Raw genomic sequence first — 16,762 nt, 5'->3', positions numbered from 1 at the left:
CGGCAGACGGTCGGCGGCCGCGGTGTAGTCCGCGGCCGCACCGTTCTTTCTAGCGGTACTCGCCCGCGAACTCTTCAACCTTCGACAGGGCGTCCTTGGTCACGAAGCCCGGGCCGGAGTTGATGTTGTTGCCCGGCAGCACGCCAAAGCGCTGGTAGTTGGCCAGCACGACCACGGGAAGATAGGCCTGCAGGAACGGCTGCTGGTCGATACCCCACTGGATCGTTCCGTCCTTGATGCCCTTCACGATTTCAGTGCCGAGATCGAACGTGCCGAAATAGATCTTTCCGGCCATGCCGTTTTCTTTCAGCGCCTCGATCGTCGGATCGGCCGAAGTCGGTCCGAGGGTCAGGACAGCCTGCGTGTCCGGATTGGCGGACAGGAAGGCCTTCACACGGTTCTTGATCTCGGCCGGGTCCTGTCCGGAATCGAGCATGGAATCGCCGAGTTCGACGCCGAGTCCGTCAGCAAAACCGCGGCAGCGCTCGCCGACAACCGGGTTGGAAACCACGTGGTTCACGCAAAGGAAGGAGCCGATGCCGTCGCGCTTCGCACGCATGCCGGCAGCCAGACCCGCATCGTATTCGGGCTGACCGATATACATCAGCGCGCCGACATCGGCAGCCTGCTCCGGCGTGCCGGAATTGATGATGATCACCGGAATTCCCTTGGCGACCGCATTCTGGATCGGTCCGCTAAGCACGTCCGGGTCGGCCAGCGTCGTGATGATGCCGTCCGGATTGGAAGCCGCAGCCTGCTCGATGATGCGCGCCATGTCGGCAATGTCACCGGTCGGCGGGTTGCGGTATTCGACCTCGGCGTTCACATGATCGCCGGCCAGCGCGAGGCCGTTCTTGATCGTGTTCCACCAGGAATCCGAATCCGGTGCATGGCTGATAAGAATAATGCGCTCGCCTTCGGCCTGCGCCGATGTGGCGATCCCGAACATTGTGCCCACGGCAAAGACACTCGCGACAAGACCGCGTAATAGTTTTCTCATTTCAAAATCCTCCACCAGGGTGTCCGGCAGCACCCTCATTTTCCGGAAAACCCCTTTTGCAAAAGAGGCGAAAACCGCTGCGATTCGAATTCGGCCGCGTACCGTACAAAACGGAACATATTCACCAAATTTCAATCTAGCGGAATATTTATTCCATTTTTTGCCGTTGAGGTCAAGGGCCAAATGCGACCGAACCTATCGCGGAACATCGGCCCAGCGGCCCTCCTCGAACGAACGGGCCATGGCGTGAATTGTGCGCTCGATCGCCAGCCCTTCTTCGAAATCGATCACATGCGCCGGATCGCCGGACATGGCCGAAAGCAGTTGGCGGCATTCGATGACCTTCTGATCGTTGAAGCCGAGCCCGTGGCCCGGAGCCGGGAGGAACCGGTCGTAGGGCGGATGGTCCGGCGACGCGAGTATGGTGCTGAATCCCTGATTGGCCGAGTGACCCTGGTTGCGGTAGAGCTGGAACTCGTTCATCCGCTCCTGATCGAACAATATCGCGCCCTCGGAGCCGAATATCTGCATGGCGACACGCCCCTTGCGCCCCCAGGCCGACCGGCTGACGCACAGCGTCCCCGCGGCACCGCTTTCCAGCCGGAGCAGCACGCTGGCCACGTCAAAGGTTTCGACGGGGCGATGCCCGCCGTCCGAAAGCGGCCGCCTGTCATAGGGCTTGGCCATGTCGGCCATCACGGACGAGACCGGTCCCAAAAGGGTGTGGATAAGCGACAGGGGATGCACGGCAAAATCGTCCAGGGCGCCGTATCCCGAGGCCGCTTCGCTCTTCCAGAAGAAGTGCGCCTTTGGATCGGCCATGAAATCCTCGTCCATTTCGAAGCGGACATGGTGCACCGCGCCGATCTCTCCGGCCTCCAGCAGTGCCCCGATATGGCGCATCACCGGATTCTGGATATAGTTGTAGCCGAGAACCGCCGCACGCCCGCTTTTCACGGCGGCATCGCGCATACGCACGGCGTCCGCGACAGCCGGCGCCATCGGTTTCTCGCACCAGACGTGTTTGCCGCCCTCCAGAGCGGCGATGGCCATCTCCGCGTGAAAGGCGTTCGGCGTGGTGATCGACACCACGTCCACCTGCGGGTCTTCGACCACGGCCCGCCACGCGGCGGTGCTTTTTTCGAAGCCGAGCTCGCGCGCCTTGGCCGCGGCCAGGTCTTCACTTACCTCGGCAAGGTGGACCAGGCGGATGTCCGGACAATCTCCAAACACCGGATTTACGGCGTTCCAGGCAAGGGCGTGACACTTGCCCATATAGCCTGTACCAATCAGGCCAACGCCTACAGATTCCATGGGATTCTCCAGAAAATCGAGTGGGGCTAATGACCGATTCTGAACGAAATGATCATTTCCAATGTGGAATATTTATTTCATTTGTGCCAAATTAGGTCAAGAACGTTTCAAAGGGGAAGCACATTGGCCGCTGACGAAGACACCCTCGCGCCGCGTGATTTTGAGTCGCTGCGCGGCCTGATCATGGACCGCCGGAGCGCCCTGCCGAGGCGCCTGGCGCAGGTCGCCAAATACGCGCTCGATCATCCCGACGAAGTCGCATTCGGCACCGCGGCGAGCATTGCCGGCGCGGCCGATGTCCAGCCCTCGACCCTTGTGCGTTTCGCCCACCAGCTGGGCTATGAGGGCTTTTCCGATCTGCAGAAGGTCTTCCAGGAGCGGCTGCGCGGACGCAATTCGAGCTACGAAGAGCGCATGAAGGCGCTGAAGAACACCAAGGAGGACGAACAGGGCGAGGCGGCGCTGGTGCGGGGTTTCCTCACGGCAGCGCAACGCTCACTGCAGGATTTCTCCGATCTGGTCGACCCCGCTCTCCTGTCGCGGGCGGTCGGCATCCTGGCGGGCGCCGATACCATATACCTGATTGCCCGCCGGCGCTCCTACCCGCTCGTCGCCCACATGGCCTATGCCTTCGGCAAGCTGAGGGTCAAGAACAACCTGATCGCGTCGCCCAACGGCATCGATCCCGAAATCGCGTCGATGGCCAACCGGCAGGACGCGGCGCTGGCAATCAGCTTCTCGCCCTATGCGGCCGACAGCGTTGCCCAGGCACGGGCGATGGCGGATGCGGGTGTCCCGGTCGTTGCCATCACCGATTCCGCCTTCTCGCCGCTCGCCGATTGCGCAACCGAGTGGCTGGAAGTTGCCGAATCCGACTATGCCGGCTTCCGCTCCCTGTCGGCCAGCATGGCGCTGTGCATGGCGCTGCCCGTGGCCATTGCCGAGGCGCGCCGGCAGAAACAGGGCAAAAACTAAAACAGAATTTTTATTCTGAATTGACATAATTTTGGAATTAATGTTTCATTGGCGCAAATCCTGCCAGGTGCACTTGCGGGATCCCATTCCTTGCGGAGACGAAAGATGGCGTCAGCGGCATTAGATGGCGGCGGTTCGCGGCCACTGGACGTGATCACGATCGGCCGTTCATCGGTCGATCTGTACGGCCAGCAGATCGGCTCGCGGCTCGAAGACGTGACGAGTTTCGCCAAGTCCGTCGGCGGCTGCCCGTCCAACATCGCCATCGGCTCGGCGCGCCTCGGCCTGAGGTCCGCCGTCATTACCAGGGTCGGCGACGAGCAGATGGGCCGCTTCATTCGCGAACACATGCAGCGTGAGGGCGTCGACGAACGCGGTATCGTCACCGATGCCGAGCGGCTGACCGCCCTGGTGCTGCTTTCGGTACAGGACGATTCCACCTTTCCGCTGATTTTCTACCGGGAAAACTGCGCCGACATGGCGCTGTGCGAGGACGACATCGACCCCGGCTTCATTGCCTCTTCGCGGTCCGTGCTGGTGTCCGGCACGCATTTTTCAAAGGATAACACCTTTGCGGCACAGAAGAAGGCGATGCGGATTGCCCGCGAAAACGGCGGCAAGGTGATCCTCGACATCGACTACCGGCCCAACCTGTGGGGGCTGGCCGGCCACGCGGCGGGGGAAGAACGCTACATCGCCTCCAGCGCGGTTTCGGACAAGCTGAAATCGGTGCTGCCCGAATGCGATCTCATCGTCGGCACCGAGGAGGAGGTGCTGATCGCGTCCGGAGAAAGCGCCCTGCCCGACGCCCTTCGCACAATCCGCGGCTGCAGCGATGCCACCATCGTCCTCAAGCGCGGCCCCATGGGCTGCATTGTCTATGACGGCGCCATACCGGAAGATCTTGAAGACGGTGTCGTCGGCAAGGGTTTCCCGATCGAGGTCTACAATGTGCTCGGCGCTGGCGATGCCTTCATGTCGGGTTTTCTGCGCGGCTGGCTGCGCGGCGAGGACCACGCGACCAGCGCCACCTGGGCGAATGCCTGCGGTGCATTCGCGGTCTCGCGGCTACTGTGCTCACCGGAAATCCCGACCTGGCAGGAACTCAACACATTCCTCGAGGAAGGATCGCCGCACCGTGCGCTGCGCAAGGACGAAAGCATCAATCACATTCACTGGGCAACGACGCGGGATGCCGAAATACCGCTGCTGATGGCCCTTGCCATCGACCACCGCTCGCAACTGACGGAGATCGCCGACGCGCTCGATGTACCGCATGAACGCATAGGGCAGTTCAAGCGCCTGGCCGTCGCCGCCGCGGCCCGGGTCGCCGCCGGGCGCGAAGGCTACGGCATGCTTATCGACGAGCGCTTCGGTCGCGACGCCTTCTTCGACGCCGCGAAGCAAAATTTCTCCTGGATAGGCAGGCCGGTCGAACTGCCGGGCTCGCGGCCGCTGCGTTTCGAGTTCAGCCAGGACATCGGCTCGCAGCTGCAGGAGTGGCCCAAGGACCATTGCATCAAGGCGCTTTGCTTCTACCATCCCGACGACGACCCGGTTCTCAAGCGCGAGCAGCAGGAAAAGCTGCTGTCGCTGTACCAGGCCGCCCGCAAGGTCGGCCGCGAATTGCTGATCGAGATCGTCGCCGGCAAGCACGGAAGCCTCGACGACGACACCATTGCGAGGGCGCTGGAGGAGATTTATGCGCTTGGCATAAAGCCCGACTGGTGGAAGCTGGAGCCGCAGGGCTCCGAGACCGCCTGGGCGAGGACCGAGACCGTTGTCGCGCGTCACGACCCGTGGTGCCGCGGCATCGTGGTACTCGGACTGGAGGCGCCCATCGGGGAGCTCAAGGAAACCTTCCGCGCCTGCGCCGGGATCGGCGCCGTCCGCGGCTTCGCGGTCGGGCGGACCATATTCGCGGATGCGGCCCGGAGCTGGCTTGCGGGCCAGATGACCGACGATGAGGCGATAAACGACATGGCGAGCCGGTTCGAGGCGCTGTGTTCGCTGTGGCTTGAATGCAGAAACACCAACCCAGACTTGCTCTAACGCGGCAATCGGAGAAATACGATGAGTGCGACCGTCAGACTGACCATGGCCCAGGCCGTTGCAAAATTCCTGGCCAATCAAATGACCGAAATCGAGGGCGAGACCCTTCCCCTCTTCGCAGGCGTGTGGGCCATCTTCGGCCACGGCAATGTCGCCGGTCTCGGCGAGGCGCTGTACCAGCACCGGGAGGACCTGCCGACCTTCCGCGCCCACAATGAACAGGCCATGGTGCATTCCGCCATCGCCTATGCCAAGGCCACCGCGCGCCGCCGCATGATGGCATGTACGACGTCCATCGGCCCAGGCGCCCTCAATCTGGTGACCGGCGCGGGCGTTGCCCATGTCAACCGCCTGCCGGTTCTGCTGCTGCCGGGCGACATTTTCGCCAACCGCAGGCCGGAACCGGTGCTGCAGCAGGTCGAGGACTTCGGTGACGGCACCATTTCGGCCAATGACTCCCTGAAGCCGGTCTCGCGTTATTTCGACCGCATCAGCCGCCCCGAGCAGCTCATTCCCGCTTTGCGGCGGACCATGCAGGTGCTGACCGACCCGGCCGAATGCGGGCCGGTGACGCTCAGCATGTGCCAGGACGTACAGGCCGAGGCCTATGACTATCCGGAGAGCTTTTTCGAGCGGAAACTGTGGCTGCCGAGGCGCACGCGGCCCGACCAGCGGGAGCTGGATGTCGCCGCAGAGGCGCTGAAGAACGCCCGCAAGCCGGCGATCATCGCCGGTGGCGGTGTCTACTATTCCGAGGCAACGTCGGACCTGCGCGATTTCGCCGACCGGCACGGCATTCCGGTCGCCATGACCCAGGCCGGAAAATCGGTGATACCGGACGATCATCCGATGGCGCTCGGCTCGATCGGCGTCACCGGAACCTCGGCAGCGAACGCCATCGTCGAGGATGCCGATGTGGTGCTGGCGGTCGGCACGCGGCTGCAGGATTTCACCACCGGGTCGTGGTCGCTCTTCAAGAACCCCGGCGTGCGCATCGTCGGCCTCAACGCGCAATCCTTCGACGCCGGCAAGCACGGCGCCCTGCCGCTTGTTTGCGACGCGCGGGTCGGGCTTAACGCGTTGTCGGAAAAGCTGGGCGACCAGCACGCGGATGGCAGCTACGGCGAGGCAATCGGCGCCGCCAAATCGGCCTGGCTGAAGGACGTTGACGCGGTGACGGCATCGTCCAACGTCGCCCTGCCCTCCGATTCCCAGGTCATCGGGGCCGTGCAGCGGGCGGCTGCACCGAACACCACAATCGTCGGCGCGGCGGGCAGCCTGCCGGGCGAGTTGCACAAGCTGTGGCAGGCGGAAAAGCCCGGCTCCTTCCACCTCGAATACGGCTTTTCCTGCATGGGTTACGAAATCGCCGGCGGTATCGGCGTCAAAATGGCCCGGCCGGACGACGATGTTGTCGTCATGCTGGGCGACGGGTCCTACCTGATGATGAATTCGGAAATCGCCACATCGGTGATGCTTGGCGAGAAAATCACCATCGTCGTGCTCGACAATCGCGGTTTCGCCTGCATCAACCGGCTGCAGATGGGCACCGGCGGCGCCAACTTCAACAACCTGCTGAAGGACGCCAGGCACGAGGTTCTGCCGGACATCGATTTCCGCGCCCACGCCGAGAGCCTCGGCGCCGAGGCCCACAAGGTCTCTTCACTCGCCGACCTCGAGAACGCGGTGGCCGCGGCGCGCGACAGCGACCGCACGACCGTGATCGTGATCGACACCGATCCGCTGCCTTCGACCGAGGCCGGCGGCACCTGGTGGGACGTCGCCGTTCCGGAAGTCAGTGTCCGACAGCAGGTGCGCGACGCCCGGTCGGCCTACGAGGAAGGCCGCAAGGGGCAGCGCTAACGGCAACCGGTCAGGAATATGGAAGCAGCGGCGATGATAAGATACGGCACCAACCCGATTGCCTGGACCAATGACGACGACCGCACGATCGGCGCCCACATCAGTCTCGAGCAGTGCCTGAGCGATGCCGGCAGGATCGGTTTTGACGGCATCGAGAAAGGGCATCGCATGCCCGACGAGGCTGAAGCTTTGCGAGAGGTCCTCAGGCCTCACGGCCTGCGGTTCATCTCCGGCTGGCACTCGCTGAACATGCTGGTCAACGACATCGAGACGGAACGGGCGATCCTGCGCGAGCAGATCGCGCTGCTCAAGGCACATGAAAGCCGCGTGTGCATCGTTTGCGAGACGTCCAATGCCATCCACGGTCGCGACGATGTGCCGTTGTCCCGCCGCCCGGTCATGGATGAGGCGCAATGGGCGCGCTTTACGACCATGCTGGAGGACCTGGCCCGGACCTGCGCCGACGAGGGCATAGACCTTGTCTACCATCACCACATGGGCACCGTGATCCAGAATCTCGAGGAGATCGACCGTCTCATGGGGGAAACGGGACCCGCGACAAAGCTGCTCTTCGATACAGGCCACGCCTTTTTTGCCGGGTTCGATCCGCTGGAGCTGGCCCACAGGCACTTTGGCCGCGTTCGCCACTTCCACGCCAAGAACGTCCGCGGCGCCGTGTTGCGCGAAGTGGTGAAGGAGGATACCAGCTTTCTGGAGGCGGTTCGGCGCGGCATCTTTACAGTGCCCGGCGATCCGGAGGGCGCGATTTCCTTTGAGCCAATCCTCAGGATGGCGGTCGAACAGGGCTATAGCGGCTGGCTGGTGATCGAGGCCGAACAGGACTCGGCCGTGCGCGATCCGTACCATTATCAGAAAATGGGCCTCGAGGCATTGAAAGAAACGGCGCGTTCTGTTGGTCTGGACGCATAGGACAAGGAAACCGCCATGTCGAAACTGCTGGTGAAGCCCGAGGACGGTTACGGCCGGATCACCCATGTCACGCCTGAAAATGCGGGCTGGCAGTATGTCGGTTTCGACCTCCACCGCCTGCGGCCGGGAGACAAGGTGAGCGCGGAAACGGGTCACCGCGAAGTATGCCTGGTCTTCGTCAGCGGCAAGGGTTCGGTCGCCGCCGGCGGCACGGAGTTCGGCACGCTCGGCGAGCGCATGTCGCCCTTCGACGGCGTTCCGGCGGCCGTTTATGTCCCCGGCGGATCAGACTGGAGCGTCAGCGCCGAAACCGAACTCGAACTCGCCGTCTGTTCGGCGCCCGATCCGGCGGGCAATCTGCCGCCGCGGCTTATCGCGCCCTCCGATCTCAGCAAGGAGACCCGCGGCAGCGGGACCAACACGCGCTACGTGACCAATATCCTGCCGGAGGACCAGCCGGCGCAGTCGCTGCTCGTCGTCGAGGTCATCACGCCGGGTGGCCACACGTCGTCCTACCCGCCGCACAAGCACGACGAGGACAATCTTCCGCACGAATCGCTGCTCGAGGAGACCTACTATCACCGCCTGAACCCGCCGCAGGGCTTCGCCTTCCAGCGCGTCTACACCGACGACCGTACGCTCGACGAATCGATGGCTGTCGAGGACGGCGACGTCACGCTGGTGCCGAAAGGTTACCATCCCTGCGCCGCGTGCCACGGCTACGATCTCTACTATCTCAATGTCATGGCGGGTCCGCGGCGCACCTGGAAGTTCCACAACGCCACCGAGCACGAGTGGCTGTTGAACGCCGGCTAGGAAAGGCCCCGGCTAGGCGTCCGGCAGAACCGCCGTCGCCTCGATCTCGACCTTGGCACGGTCTTCCATCAGGGCCGTGACCTCGACGACCGCCATCGCCGGAAAGTGCCGGCCGATCACGTTGCGGTAGGCGGCGCCGAGTTCCCGCTGGTTCGCCAGATATTCGGCCTTGTCGGTCACATACCAGGTCAGCCGCACGAGGTGCTCGGGCCCGGCGCCCGCCTCGCTCAGCACAGCAACGATGTTGCGGAACGTCTGCTCGCACTGGCCGACGAAGTCGTCGGTCTCGAACACCTGGTCGCCGTTCCAGCCCACCAGCCCGCCGGTGACCACGAGCTGGCCGCTCGCCTGGATTCCGTTGGCATAGCCCTTTGCCGGTTTCCAGCCTTCAGGTTGCAGGAATTTCATGACATCTCTTTCTTCATAGACTTGCCCTCAACTCGCTCCAGTCACACGCCCAGGAACCGGTCCTGAATGTCCTCGCCGAGATCGGCCGGCGTTCCATCCCAGACACTCATCCCGCGTTCGAGAATGGTGCAGCGGTCAGCCAGCTGCATCAGTTCCTTCAGGGTCTTGTCGACGATGAGGATCGACTGCCCCTCGCCCTTGAGTTCGCGCACCGCGGCCCAGATTTCCTGGCGGATCACCGGCGCCAGCCCCTCCGTGGCCTCGTCGAGAATGAGCAGCTTGGGATTGGTCATCAGCGCCCGCCCGATCGCCAGCATCTGCTGCTCGCCGCCGGACAGGGTGCTTGCCGACTGGCTATGGCGCTCACGCAGCCGCGGAAACAGCCGACCGACCCGCTCCAGCGACCAGTCGCCCGGCCGCGCCGCGACGACGAGGTTCTCATGCACGGAAAGATTGGGAAAACACCGCCGCCCCTCCGGGACCAGGCCGATGCCGAGCCGTGCCACCCGGTGCGGCCGCATGACCCCAAGGTCGTGGCTCAGGAACCGGACGGTGCCGTGACGGTACGGCATGATGCGGCAAAGCGACCGGATGGTCGTCGTCTTGCCCATGCCGTTGCGGCCCATCAGCGCCACGACCTCGCCCTCCTCCATCGCCAGGTTGACGCCGAACAAAGCCTGGGAACGGCCGTAGAAAGATTGCAGGCCCTCGATCTGCAGGAGCATCAGTCCTCCCCCCCCAGATAGGCTTCGCGCACATCCTTGTTGGCGCGGATGTCATCAACGCTGCCGCTGGCGATCACGCTGCCGTAGACCAATACGGAAATGCGGTCGGCGAGCGAGAAAACGGCCTCCATGTCGTGCTCGACGAGCAGGATCGGCACCTCGTTCCGCAATTCGTCCAAAAAGCCGGTGAGGTTCTTCGAGCCCTCCGGTCCCATGCCCGCCATGGGCTCGTCGAGCAGCAGCAGTTTCGGCCTCAACGCCAGCGCCATCGCCATTTCGAGCTGGCGGCGCTCGCCGTGGGACAATTCCGCCGCGACCACATTGGCCCGTTCGGCAAGATCGACAAGCGCCAGCTTGTCCATCGCGGCATCGACCAGCGACCGGTCGCGCATGACGGGTCTGAAGAACCGGAAGCTGGAGCCCTGCGTGCTCTGCACGCTCAGCATGACATTGCGCAGCGCCGAGAATTCCGGGGCGACGGACGACACCTGGAACGTCCGCCCCAGCCCACGCCGCACCCGCTGCGCCACGGTCAGGCCGCTGATATCGGCGCCATTGAAGCGAACCTCGCCGCCATCGGGTGTCAGCGAGCCGGCCACCTGGTGGATCAGCGTCGACTTGCCGGCGCCGTTCGGTCCGATCAGCGCGTGGATCTCGCCGGGCCGCACATCGAGCGACACGTCGTCGGTCGCCTTCAGGGCGCCGAAGCTCTTTCGGAGCCCCTTCAGTTCGAGGACGGGAGCTGCGTCAGGCATGGACCCGCCTCCCCGCCATGATCCCGAGAATGCCGCCGCGCACGAAAAGCACGACGCAAAGCAGTATGATCCCGAGGAAGAGTTGCCAGTGCTCGGTAATGCCGCCGAGATAGAACTCCATTACGATGAACAGCGCCGCGCCGGCGAGCGGACCGAACAGGCGGCCGACGCCGCCCAGGATGACGAAGATCATGATTTCGCCGGAGACATGCCAGGACAGCATCGACGGGCTGACGAAACGGTTGAGGTCGGCAAACAGCGCGCCGGCAAGTCCGGTCATCGCGGCCGAGATCACGAAGGCAACGAGCCGGATATTGAACGGTGCAATGCCGGTCGCGGCGAGCCGGTCCGGATTCTGCCGCGCCACCTGCAGCGCGGCGCCGAAGCGCGAATCGCGCAGCCGCGCCGAAATGAACAGGCAGGCCATCAGCACCGCGTAGCAGATCAGGAAGAACTGGATCGGATCGAGCGTGTTGAGCCCCGGGAACCCGTTGCGCACGTAGATCGACAGGCCGTCCTCGCCGCCATAGGCCGGCCAGGATATGGCGAAATAGTAGATCATCTGCGCGAAGGCGAGCGTGATCATGATGAAGTAGACGCCGGAGGTGCGAAGCGTGATCGCGCCGATCACCAGCGCGACGAGCGCGCATATGGCGATGGCCACCAGCCAGATCACCAGCATGTCGCTGCTGCCGGAAACCGTCAGCGGCCATGCGAGCAGCGGTTCCTGGTTGAAGGCATGGGTCGCCAGGATCCCGGCAGCGTAGCCGCCGATGCCGAAAAACGCCGCATGGCCGAACGACACCATACCGCCGAGACCGAGGGCAAGGTTGAGGCCGACGCCGGCGAGCGCCAGAATGGCCACCCTGGTCGCGAGCGTGATGTAGAACGGCTCGCCCTGCATCAGCGCGATGAAGGGAACGGCGAGCAGCCCGAGGCCAAGGACCCAGTTGATGACGGTTTCGCGGCTCATTGCGCCCCCGCGGCGAACAGACCCTGCGGCTTCAGCGCCAATATGACCGCCATCAGGATGTAGATGGCCATGGACGCGAGCGCCGAGCCGACCGAGGTGGCCTGCGACGGCCCCATGAAGAGCCCGAACAATTCCGGCAGCAGGATGCGCCCGAGCGTGTCGACGACGCCGACCAGGATCGCGCCGATCAGGGCTCCCTTGATGGACCCGATGCCGCCGATGACGATGACGACGAATGCCAGGATCAGCACCGGCTCGCCCATGCCCACCTGCACCGACTGAATGGCGCCGACGAGGGCACCGGCGAAACCCGCCAGCGCCGCGCCGAGCGCAAAGACGACCGTATAGAGCGTGCGGATATCGACGCCCAGCGCACCGATCATCTCGCGATCCGATTCGCCCGCCCGGATGCGCATGCCGAGCCGCGTGCGCGAGATCAGGAGGTAAAGGCCGATTGCGATAAGCACCCCGACGATGATGATCGAGAGGCGATAGAGCGGATATTGCGCGCCGCCCGGCAGCGCCACCGCGCCCTGCAGCGCCTGCGGGATGTCGAGATAGAGCGGGAAGGAGCCGAACACCCAGCGCGTGCCTTCCGAAAAGATCAGTATCAGCGCGAAGGTGGCCAGCACCTGGTCGAGGTGGTCGCGGTCGTATAGACGGCGGATCACGACAATCTCGACAACCGCACCGGCAGCCGCCGCGCCCGCCAGGCTTGCAGCCAGTCCGAGCCAGAACGAACCCGTCGCAAGCGCGACGCTCGCGCACAGGAATGCGCCGATCATGTACAGCGATCCGTGTGCCAGGTTGATCAGCCCCATGACGCCGAAGACGAGCGTCAGCCCGGCGGCCATGAGAAACAGCATCACCCCGAACTGGATGCCGTTGAGCAGTTGCTCGATTAAAAGGGCGAGTGTCATCGTGCGCTCGGCCTGTCGCTAGCGAATTACGGGAGATGTGCGCGGGAGCCGGGGCTCCCGCGCACGGGTTAAGTTAAAGCTTGCAGTCCTCGACATAGGCGCTGGAGCGGTCCTCCAGCCCGATACCGATGATCTTGTTCGTCAGGACATCCCCCTCCTTGACCACTTCGCGGACATAGATGTCCTGGATCGGATGCTGGTTGCTGTCGAACTTGAAGTCGCCGCGCACACTGTCGAACTCGGCATCCTTGAGCGCCGCCCGGAAGGCGTCGGCGTCCTTCACGTCAGCCTTTTTCATGGCCGACAGGATGAGGTTCGCCGTGTCGAAACCCTGGCTGGCGTAAAGCGACGGCAGGCGGTCGTATTCGGCCTTGAACGCCTCGACGAAGGCCTTGTTCGCCGGGTTGTCGATGTCCTTCGACCACTGCGAGGAGTTCTTGACGCCGAGCGCAGCGTCGCCGACAGCGCCGAGGATCCCCTGATCGAATGAGAAGGCCGGGCCCATCACAGGAATATCGACCCCGGATTGCGCGTACTGCTTCATGAAGGCGATGCCCATGCCGCCCGGCAGGAAGAAGAACACGCTGTCGGCGCCGGATGCCCTGATCTGGGCGATCTCGGCGGCGTAGTCCGTCTGGCCGAGCTTGGTGTAGAGCTCATCGGCGACATCGCCCTCGTAGAAGCGCTTGAACCCGGTCAGCGCGTCCTTGCCGGCCGGGTAGTTCGGCGCCAGGATGAAGGTTTTCTTGAAGCCGGCGCTGTTGGCGTGTCCGCCCATCGCCTCGTGCAGGTTGTCGTTCTGCCAGGCGACGTTGAAGTAGTTCTCGTGACAGCCCTTGCCGGCCAGCATCGATGGCCCGGCATTGGGCGAAAGGTAGAAGACGCCCTGCCCGACGGCGCTGGGCACGACGGCCATTGCAAGGTTCGACCAGATGATGCCGGTTAGCACGTCGACCTTTTCCTTCTGGATCATCTTGTCGGCGATCTGGACGGCAAGATCCGGCTTGCGGGCATCGTCCTCGACGATGACCTCCAAGTCCTTGTTACCGGCCATCTTGGCGGCCAGCAGGAAGCCGTCGCGCACGTCGACGCCGAGACCGGATCCGCCGCCGGAGAGCGTCGTGATCATGCCGACCTTGACCGGTTCGGCAAGCGCGGTGGCGCTCACCGTCAGGCCAAGGCCCACCAGGCTTGCAGCAATAAGCTTTTTCATTGTGTATCCTCCCATGGTGATTTTAGTTCTTCAGTCTAAAACGCTGGACCTTGCCCGTCTGTGTCTTGGGCAGGGCGTCGATGAACTTGACGGATCTTGGATATTTATACGGCGCGATCGTCGCCTTGACGTGATCCTGCAGGCGCTTGATCGTCACATCGTCCGCCGAAACGCCGTCACTCAGCACGACATGCGCCTCCACGATCTGGCCGCGCTCCTCGTCCGGGGCGCCGACGACACCGCATTCGGCGACATCCGCATGCGCCAAAAGCGCCGCCTCGACCTCCGGTCCGGCGATGTTGTAGCCGGATGATATGATCATGTCGTCCGCCCGGGCGACGAAGTGGAAGACGCCGTCCTCGTCCTGCATGAACGCATCGCCGGTGACGTTCCAGCCGTCGCGCACATAGTCGTCCTGGCGTTCATCGTTCAGATAGCGGCAGCCGGTCGGACCCCGCACCGCCAGCTTGCCCGTTTCACCGCGCGGCAACTCGGCCATGTCATCGCCGACGACCCGCGCCTCGTAGCCGGTCACCGGCGTTCCGGTCGCACCCGGCTGCGAGTGGCCGAGCCGGTTGGAGATGAATATGTGCAAAAGCTCGGTCGCGCCGATCCCGTCGAGGATCGGTTTGCCCGTCCTTTCCCGCCACATCTCGTAGACCGGCGGCGGCAGTGTCTCGCCCGCCGAAACCGCAACCCGCAGTGAAGAGAGATCGGCCCCCTCCTCCATGGCGGCGAGCATCGCCCGGTATGCGGTCGGCGCGGTGAAGCAGATGGTCGCCTTGTAGGTGTGGATGATGTCGATCATGTTCGGCGGCGTGGCGCTTTCCAGCAGCGTCGCGGCGGCACCGAAACGCAATGGAAAGATCGCCAGCCCGCCCAGACCGAAGGTAAAGGCAAGCGGCGGCGAGCCGACGAACACGTCGTCGGGCGTAACGCCAAGCACTTCTTTTGCATAGCCGTCGGCGATCACCAGGAGGTCGCGGTGGAAGTGCATCGTCGCCTTCGGTTCGCCGGTCGTGCCGGAGGTAAAGCCGAGCAGTGCGACATCGTCCCGGCCCGTGTCGACCGCTTCGAAGAGCACCGGTTTGTTCAAGGCGATGCGGTCGAGTTCGGCATCGTGGTTGGCGGTTCCGTCAAACCCGACGACCTTTTGAAGAAACTTGCTGTCCTTGGCGCAATGGGTCAGTTCGTCCATCAACCGCGTGTCGCACAGCGCCAGCGAGATTTCCGCCTTGTCGACGATCTTCGCAAGCTCGGCCGCCCGCAGCATGGGCATGGTATTGACGACAGCGGCCCCGGCCTTGGTGGCCGCAAGCCAGCATGCGACCATCGCCGGATTGTTCGCCGAACGGATGAGGATGCGGTTACCCGGCTTGACGCCATAATCCTCGACGAGTGCGTGGGCGATGCGGTTCGTCCAGTCGGCGAGTTCCTTGTAGGTCCGGCGCCGTCCGTTGCCGATGAGGGCCGTATGATCGGCAAAGCCCTTGTCGACCATGGCGTCCGTCAATTCCACCCCGGCATTCAGGCGTTCGGGATAGTCGAAACCGCTCATGTCGAGGACGGGCCAGCGCTCCATGGGCGGAAGGTTGTCGCGGGTGAATGTATCGGTATGGGCCGTCGGGCCGAGCGGTGCCTGCGTCATGACAATGCTCCGGTTTGGGCGGTGGCAAGCGCCTGGCGGGCGATGACTATTTTCTGGACGTCGGAAGCGCCCTCATAGATACGCAGCGCCCGGATATTGCGGTAAAGGCTCTCGACGATATGGCCGGAGCGCACGCCGTCGCCGCCGTGGATCTGCACCGCCTTGTCGATCACCTCCTGCGCCTTGTCGGTGGCATAGAGCTTTGCCATCGCCGCTTCGCGCGTCACCCGTGCGGCGCCCATGTCCTTCGTCCAAGCAGCCCGGTAGATCAGCAGCGCCGCCGCGTCGACATCGAGCGCCATATCGGCGATGTGGCCCTGCACCATCTGCAGATCGAAAAGCGGCGCGCCGAACAGCTCGCGGCCTGCGGCGCGGTTGACCGTCTCGTCGAGCGCCCGGCGCGCGAAACCCAGCGCTGCCGCCCCGACGGTCGAGCGGAACACGTCGAGCACCGACATGGCGATTCGGAAACCGCTGCCCGATTCGCCGATCAGGGCGCTCTCCGGAATTCGACAATTTTCAAAAGAAAGCCGCGCAAGCGGGTGCGGGGCAATAACATTTATCCGTTCGGCAACCTGAAGCCCCGGCGTGTCGGCCGGCACAACGAAGGCACTGATTCCTTTGGCGCCCGGGGCCTCGCCCGTCCGCGCGAAGACCGTGTAGAGATCGGCGATCCCGCCATTGGAGATCCAGGTCTTTTCGCCGTTGAGAACGTAGTCGCCACTGTCATGCGTGGCAGTCATCTCCATATTGGCAACGTCCGAGCCCGAACGCGGCTCGGAGAGCGCGAACGCGGACAGCGCCTCGCCCCCGCGGGTCTTTCTCAGCCATTCCTGCTGCTGCGGCGTTCCGAAAAAGGACAGCGCGCCGGTGCCCAATCCCTGCATGGCAAAGGCGAAATCGGCAAGCCCGTCATGGCGGGCGAGAATTTCCCGCGAAAGGCACAGCGTCCGCACATCGATGGCAGAATCCGGATCGTCGGGATCTACCGCGCTTGCCTCGAGCCAGCCGGCTTCGCCGAGCCTTGCCACGATGCGCCGGCAGCTCTCATCGATGTCGCCATGATCGATATCCGCGAGGTTCTCACCGACCCAGGCATCGAACCGCGCGTAGTAGTCGCGATGCCTGTCGTGGAAAAACGGCCAGTTGAGGAAGCTTCTGTCGGCCATG

Annotated in this window: 15 protein-coding genes; 5 read left to right on the top strand and 10 right to left on the bottom strand. The window is 63.8% G+C overall.

Annotated features, from left to right (window positions below; translation table 11 throughout):
- Positions 1–49: 49 nt before the first annotated feature.
- Both E4M07_RS01685 and E4M07_RS01680 read right to left on the bottom strand, forming a co-directional pair.
- Positions 50–1,000, bottom strand: a complete 951-nt coding sequence (locus E4M07_RS01685; protein WP_136656548.1) for a sugar ABC transporter substrate-binding protein — start codon at positions 998–1,000, stop codon at positions 50–52.
- A gap of 195 nt (positions 1,001–1,195) precedes the next feature.
- Positions 1,196–2,314 (bottom strand): Gfo/Idh/MocA family oxidoreductase, encoded by a 1,119-nt coding sequence (locus E4M07_RS01680; protein ID WP_136656547.1) that lies wholly within the window; start codon positions 2,312–2,314, stop codon positions 1,196–1,198.
- 183 nt (positions 2,315–2,497) lie between these two features.
- Between E4M07_RS01680 and E4M07_RS01675 the strand changes: the two genes are divergently transcribed.
- From E4M07_RS01675 to iolB, 5 genes are all read left to right on the top strand, one after another.
- Complete coding sequence (locus E4M07_RS01675; protein WP_246660375.1) at positions 2,498–3,289, top strand: MurR/RpiR family transcriptional regulator; 792 nt, start codon at positions 2,498–2,500, stop codon at positions 3,287–3,289.
- 105 nt (positions 3,290–3,394) lie between these two features.
- Positions 3,395–5,341, top strand: a complete 1,947-nt coding sequence (gene iolC, locus E4M07_RS01670) for a 5-dehydro-2-deoxygluconokinase (RefSeq protein ID WP_136656545.1) — start codon at positions 3,395–3,397, stop codon at positions 5,339–5,341.
- A 21-nt stretch (positions 5,342–5,362) separates the two neighbouring features.
- Positions 5,363–7,204 carry a 3D-(3,5/4)-trihydroxycyclohexane-1,2-dione acylhydrolase (decyclizing) gene (gene iolD, locus E4M07_RS01665; RefSeq protein ID WP_136656544.1) on the top strand — a complete coding sequence of 614 codons (1,842 nt, stop codon included), beginning with the start codon at positions 5,363–5,365 and terminating at the stop codon, positions 7,202–7,204.
- 33 nt (positions 7,205–7,237) lie between these two features.
- Positions 7,238–8,134: a myo-inosose-2 dehydratase gene (gene iolE / locus E4M07_RS01660; protein WP_136657466.1), complete on the top strand. Its 897-nt coding sequence runs from the start codon at positions 7,238–7,240 to the stop codon at positions 8,132–8,134.
- A gap of 15 nt (positions 8,135–8,149) precedes the next feature.
- Entirely contained in the window at positions 8,150–8,950 is an 801-nt protein-coding gene (gene iolB / locus E4M07_RS01655) for a 5-deoxy-glucuronate isomerase (protein ID WP_136656543.1), read from the top strand.
- Positions 8,951–8,962: 12 nt separating this feature from the next.
- On the opposite strand, the gene E4M07_RS01650 is transcribed toward iolB, so the two are convergent.
- From E4M07_RS01650 to E4M07_RS01615, 8 genes are all read right to left on the bottom strand, one after another.
- Complete coding sequence (locus E4M07_RS01650) at positions 8,963–9,358, bottom strand: RidA family protein (RefSeq protein WP_136656542.1); 396 nt, start codon at positions 9,356–9,358, stop codon at positions 8,963–8,965.
- A 41-nt stretch (positions 9,359–9,399) separates the two neighbouring features.
- Complete coding sequence (locus E4M07_RS01645; RefSeq protein WP_206057181.1) at positions 9,400–10,086, bottom strand: ABC transporter ATP-binding protein; 687 nt, start codon at positions 10,084–10,086, stop codon at positions 9,400–9,402.
- Entirely contained in the window at positions 10,083–10,838 is a 756-nt protein-coding gene (locus E4M07_RS01640) for an ABC transporter ATP-binding protein (protein WP_136656540.1), read from the bottom strand. The genes E4M07_RS01645 and E4M07_RS01640 overlap by 4 nt, the downstream gene beginning before the upstream one ends.
- Positions 10,831–11,811 (bottom strand): branched-chain amino acid ABC transporter permease, encoded by a 981-nt coding sequence (locus E4M07_RS01635; RefSeq protein WP_136656539.1) that lies wholly within the window; start codon positions 11,809–11,811, stop codon positions 10,831–10,833. Before E4M07_RS01635 ends, E4M07_RS01640 begins: the two co-directional genes overlap by 8 nt.
- Positions 11,808–12,731, bottom strand: coding sequence for a branched-chain amino acid ABC transporter permease (locus tag E4M07_RS01630; RefSeq protein ID WP_136656538.1), 924 nt, complete (start codon positions 12,729–12,731; stop codon positions 11,808–11,810). The genes E4M07_RS01635 and E4M07_RS01630 overlap by 4 nt, the downstream gene beginning before the upstream one ends.
- Positions 12,732–12,804: 73 nt before the next feature.
- The gene (locus E4M07_RS01625; protein WP_136656537.1) at positions 12,805–13,944 is read right to left on the bottom strand and encodes an ABC transporter substrate-binding protein; all 1,140 of its coding nucleotides are present in this window, start codon (positions 13,942–13,944) and stop codon (positions 12,805–12,807) included.
- Between the two features lie 22 nt (positions 13,945–13,966).
- Positions 13,967–15,592, bottom strand: a complete 1,626-nt coding sequence (locus E4M07_RS01620) for an AMP-binding protein (protein WP_136656536.1) — start codon at positions 15,590–15,592, stop codon at positions 13,967–13,969.
- The gene (locus tag E4M07_RS01615; protein ID WP_136656535.1) at positions 15,589–16,761 is read right to left on the bottom strand and encodes an acyl-CoA dehydrogenase family protein; all 1,173 of its coding nucleotides are present in this window, start codon (positions 16,759–16,761) and stop codon (positions 15,589–15,591) included. The genes E4M07_RS01620 and E4M07_RS01615 overlap by 4 nt, the downstream gene beginning before the upstream one ends.
- Position 16,762 lies beyond the last annotated feature (1 nt).

Origin of the sequence: Nitratireductor sp. XY-223 (assembly GCF_004959855.1) — a bacterium.
Classification (GTDB): domain Bacteria; phylum Pseudomonadota; class Alphaproteobacteria; order Rhizobiales; family Rhizobiaceae; genus Hoeflea_A.
The sequence above is the reverse complement of the archived record's forward strand: the minus strand, read 5'-3'. Positions and strand labels throughout refer to the sequence as shown.

Excerpts from the sequence above, each read along its gene's own strand:
- E4M07_RS01680 (WP_136656547.1), bottom strand. The coding sequence starts at position 2,314 with ATGGAATCTGTAGGCGTTGGCCTGATTGGTACAGGCTATATGGGCAAG.
- E4M07_RS01630 (WP_136656538.1), bottom strand. The coding sequence starts at position 12,731 with ATGACACTCGCCCTTTTAATCGAGCAACTGCTCAACGGCATCCAGTTC.
- iolD (WP_136656544.1), top strand. The coding sequence starts at position 5,363 with ATGAGTGCGACCGTCAGACTGACCATGGCCCAGGCCGTTGCAAAATTC.
- E4M07_RS01650 (WP_136656542.1), bottom strand. The coding sequence starts at position 9,358 with ATGAAATTCCTGCAACCTGAAGGCTGGAAACCGGCAAAGGGCTATGCC.
- E4M07_RS01685 (WP_136656548.1), bottom strand. The coding sequence starts at position 1,000 with ATGAGAAAACTATTACGCGGTCTTGTCGCGAGTGTCTTTGCCGTGGGC.
- E4M07_RS01615 (WP_136656535.1), bottom strand. The coding sequence starts at position 16,761 with ATGGCCGACAGAAGCTTCCTCAACTGGCCGTTTTTCCACGACAGGCAT.
- iolC (WP_136656545.1), top strand. The coding sequence starts at position 3,395 with ATGGCGTCAGCGGCATTAGATGGCGGCGGTTCGCGGCCACTGGACGTG.
- iolB (WP_136656543.1), top strand. The coding sequence starts at position 8,150 with ATGTCGAAACTGCTGGTGAAGCCCGAGGACGGTTACGGCCGGATCACC.
- E4M07_RS01625 (WP_136656537.1), bottom strand. The coding sequence starts at position 13,944 with ATGAAAAAGCTTATTGCTGCAAGCCTGGTGGGCCTTGGCCTGACGGTG.
- E4M07_RS01635 (WP_136656539.1), bottom strand. The coding sequence starts at position 11,811 with ATGAGCCGCGAAACCGTCATCAACTGGGTCCTTGGCCTCGGGCTGCTC.
- E4M07_RS01640 (WP_136656540.1), bottom strand. The coding sequence starts at position 10,838 with ATGCCTGACGCAGCTCCCGTCCTCGAACTGAAGGGGCTCCGAAAGAGC.
- E4M07_RS01620 (WP_136656536.1), bottom strand. The coding sequence starts at position 15,592 with ATGACGCAGGCACCGCTCGGCCCGACGGCCCATACCGATACATTCACC.
- iolE (WP_136657466.1), top strand. The coding sequence starts at position 7,238 with ATGATAAGATACGGCACCAACCCGATTGCCTGGACCAATGACGACGAC.
- E4M07_RS01675 (WP_246660375.1), top strand. The coding sequence starts at position 2,498 with ATGGACCGCCGGAGCGCCCTGCCGAGGCGCCTGGCGCAGGTCGCCAAA.